This window comes from Spirulina subsalsa CS-330 (assembly GCF_028330765.1).
Taxonomy (GTDB): Bacteria; Cyanobacteriota; Cyanobacteriia; order Cyanobacteriales; family Spirulinaceae; genus Spirulina; species Spirulina subsalsa_A.
Genome location: NZ_JAQMTY010000037.1, coordinates 1 through 3152 on the forward strand (window position 1 = coordinate 1; position 3152 = coordinate 3152).

Sequence of the window (3152 nt, forward strand, 5' to 3'; positions counted from 1 at the left end):
AGAAGGGCGTGAAGAAGGGCGAGAAGAAGGGCGTGAAGAAGGGCGTGAAGAAGGGATTTTAATGGGTATCAAAACGACGGCGCGATCGCTGTTGGCGCAGGGTATTGATGACGCGGTGATTCTTCAGGCAACGGGACTAACCCCTGAACAGTTGGCGCAACTGAAGCAAGAACGCTGATCGATTCCTGATCCGGAATCATGCCAGATTACCAATCATCGCGGGGGCGAGGGAGTGGGGTTTCCCAATCGTCGCGGGGCGGTGACCAGCGTTCGAGGCGAGCGGGTTCGGGGGTGGGGTCGAGTTTTGCGCCGAGTTGGAGCGGTTCGAGATCGGTGTCATCCTCCAGGGGGGTGGGGAGGGCATCTTGGATTGGGGCGACGACTTTCGCGATCGCATCCTTGACAAACCCTTTGACAAACTCCTCTTTTTTCACCAGTTGAAACTGCCGCTGCACCACCTCCGCCATCCCCCCATCGCCCCAATCTTGATCCTGGCGAAAATATTCAATAAAACTTTTTCCCGCAATCCGGGTTAAATAGGCCGCCGTGATCCCCTGGATCGTTTTCCCCACCAAATAGGTTGCTACGTTGAACTGTAACGCCGTCGAAAGCAACTGCACCGCCCCTTTCACAACCCCCAAACTCACCAAGGTTTTTCCCAAAGACAGGGCCAACTCGCGCCCCCGCTCCAGATTTAACTCGCAGCCGTACACCTTCCCCAACTCCACCACCATCTGTGTATTCACCGCCGCCGTCGCCAACAGATCCACCACCGGCAACGGGGTCACCGCCAACACGCCCGCCCCGATCCATTGGTAGCGATCGATGATTTTATCGGCTTGGCGACGGCGTTGGAGATCTAAGAGGCGGCGGGCTTCTTCGCCCAAGCGTTGGGATTGCAGCAGGATGTTGTCCGCCATCAGGTCTTCGCCTTCGGCGCGGAGGACGGCGGCGAGGCGTTTGATCAAGGGCAGCAGTTCGGGTTCGGGGTGGGCAGTGTTGCCGTCGGCGAGGGTGACGGGTTGGGGGGCAGCACAGATGGCCACGATGTCGGCGGCGGGGATGAAGGGGTGAACGGTGGCGGTGAGGTGGGCGAGGATGGCGGCTTGTTCGTTGGGGGGGTAGAGGTCGGTTTTGTTGAGGGCGAGGAGCGATCGCTTGCCAATTTCCGCCAGGGTACAGAGGGGTTCGTATTCCGATTGGCGCAGGTCATTATCCACCACAAACACAAGAAGGTCGGCTTCGGTGGCGAGAGCGCGGGCCTGATCAGCGCGTTCTGTCCCGGCGATTCCCGCTTCGAGGATGCCGGGGGTGTCGATCAGGACGATCTCGCGATCCACACCGGGCAAACTGAGGCGATAGGCGCGGCCGATGGTGGTGGTTCCCATCGCCGCCCCCACATCGCCGACCATTTGACCGATTAAGCCATTGATCAGGGACGTTTTCCCCGCCGACCCCGTGCCAAAAATGACCACTTTAATTTCGCCTTGGTGCAAACTGGCTTCGATTTCCCGCGATCGCAACAGGAGCGATCGCTTCGTTACCTCATCCTCGATATGCTGCACCTGTCGCCGCACCGCTTGTAAATTTGCCCCCGCCGCTGCGGTTTTCTCTAAGGGCGGTTGGGCCATGGGCCGGGCGCGACGGGATTGGGGCGATCGCGCCATCAGGTTGAAATAATACAAAAACGCATAAATCAACAACCCCAACAGAATAATCACAATCAACAGCAGCAAATTCGCCAACAGCGGCGCGGTAAACGAAATCTGGAAATAGAGCCGATAGATTGAATCCACCAGCCACAGCACCATTCCCAAAATCAGACCAATGCCGACTATTAACGTGATTAAACGAGGCAACGGCATAGACTAATCGGTTTGCAAAATTCCAAAAATCCGGAAGAAATTCAAGAACGAAAAAATACCCGTAAACGGAGACAACACCGCCTCTAGGGTATCGGTGGTACTCGCCAACCCGGAGCGATCCACCACCACCACATCATTCGGGCGCAGCAGCGGATTCGTCTGTTCATCCACCGGCGAGCCAAAACTCACCTCCACCCGTCGATTCGTCACCGTCCCATCCGGGTTTAACCGCACCAACTCCACCGACCCCTGCCGCGCCCGACTCTTATTAAACCCCCCAGCGGCCAAAATGCCTTGGCTCAGAGTCGTATTCGGCGGCACAACCTGCGGCCCCGGCCGCACCACTTCCCCCACCACCGCAATCCGCATCTGCTCCGGGGCAAAACTCGTCGTTGTCAGGGCGTTAATCTCTTCACTATTAATCGTCGCCGCCTCCGGCACAATAATCGTATCCCCCGATCGCAGAGAAATATCCTGGTCAATATCCCCATCATTGAGCATTGCCCAGAGGTTCACCTCAAACAGTTCCTCCGTCCCGGCACGGGTTAAGCGGCGCACCCGAATGTCCCGCACATCGGCGCTGGGTTTAATCCCCCCGGCGGTTTGAATCGCCTGGGTGACGGTGGGCGGTTTGCCCGTGGGGGGATTGCTCACCACAGAATAAGCCCCCGGCCGGTTGATTTGTCCAACCACGGCCACCTGTACCGGGGCGCTCGCATCGGGGGCAAAGCTAGCATTTAAGAGTTGGCGCGTTTCGTTGGGACTCATGGATACGGCGGTGGGAATAAACAGACTATCACCATCGCGCAGTTGAATATCTTGGCGAGCATCCCCCTGATTGAGCAGATCCCAGAGATTGAGGGTGTAGATCTGTTCTTGAGTTTGATAGGTGCGGCGCAGTTGGACTTGACGAATATCCGCCGAGAGGGTGACCCCGTTGGCCAGGTTCAACGCATCGGTGAGGGTGGGGAATTGGGTGGCGTTTTGCACAATGTTGACGGTGTACGCGCCGGGGTTGGTGACTTCGCCGGAGACGACGAGATTGACGGGCCGGGGGGAAATCAGGGTCACACTGATAAATGGCCGCACGAGGTAGGGGCGATAGAGGGCTTCAAGTTTGGTTTTGGCGGCTTCAACGGAGAGGCCGCGCAGGTTGACTTCGCCGACGAGGGGCAGGTTGATGCCGCCATCAACCAGGAGCGCGTATTGGCCGCTGTATTCGGGCACGTCAAAAATATTGATCTGGAGGACATCGCCAGAATCTAGGGTATAGGGTAAGTCCGGGGG

The 3152-nt window shown here is 57.8% G+C and carries 2 protein-coding genes; both read right to left on the reverse strand.

Annotated features, from left to right (window positions below):
• Positions 1-206: 206 nt before the first annotated feature.
• Positions 207-1865 (reverse strand): YcjF family protein, encoded by a 1659-nt coding sequence (locus PN477_RS02675; RefSeq protein WP_272116310.1) that lies wholly within the window; start codon positions 1863-1865, stop codon positions 207-209.
• A 3-nt stretch (positions 1866-1868) separates the two neighbouring features.
• Positions 1869-3152: SLBB domain-containing protein (locus PN477_RS02680; protein ID WP_272146961.1), on the reverse strand; the 1284-nt coding region annotated here is incomplete at its 5' end.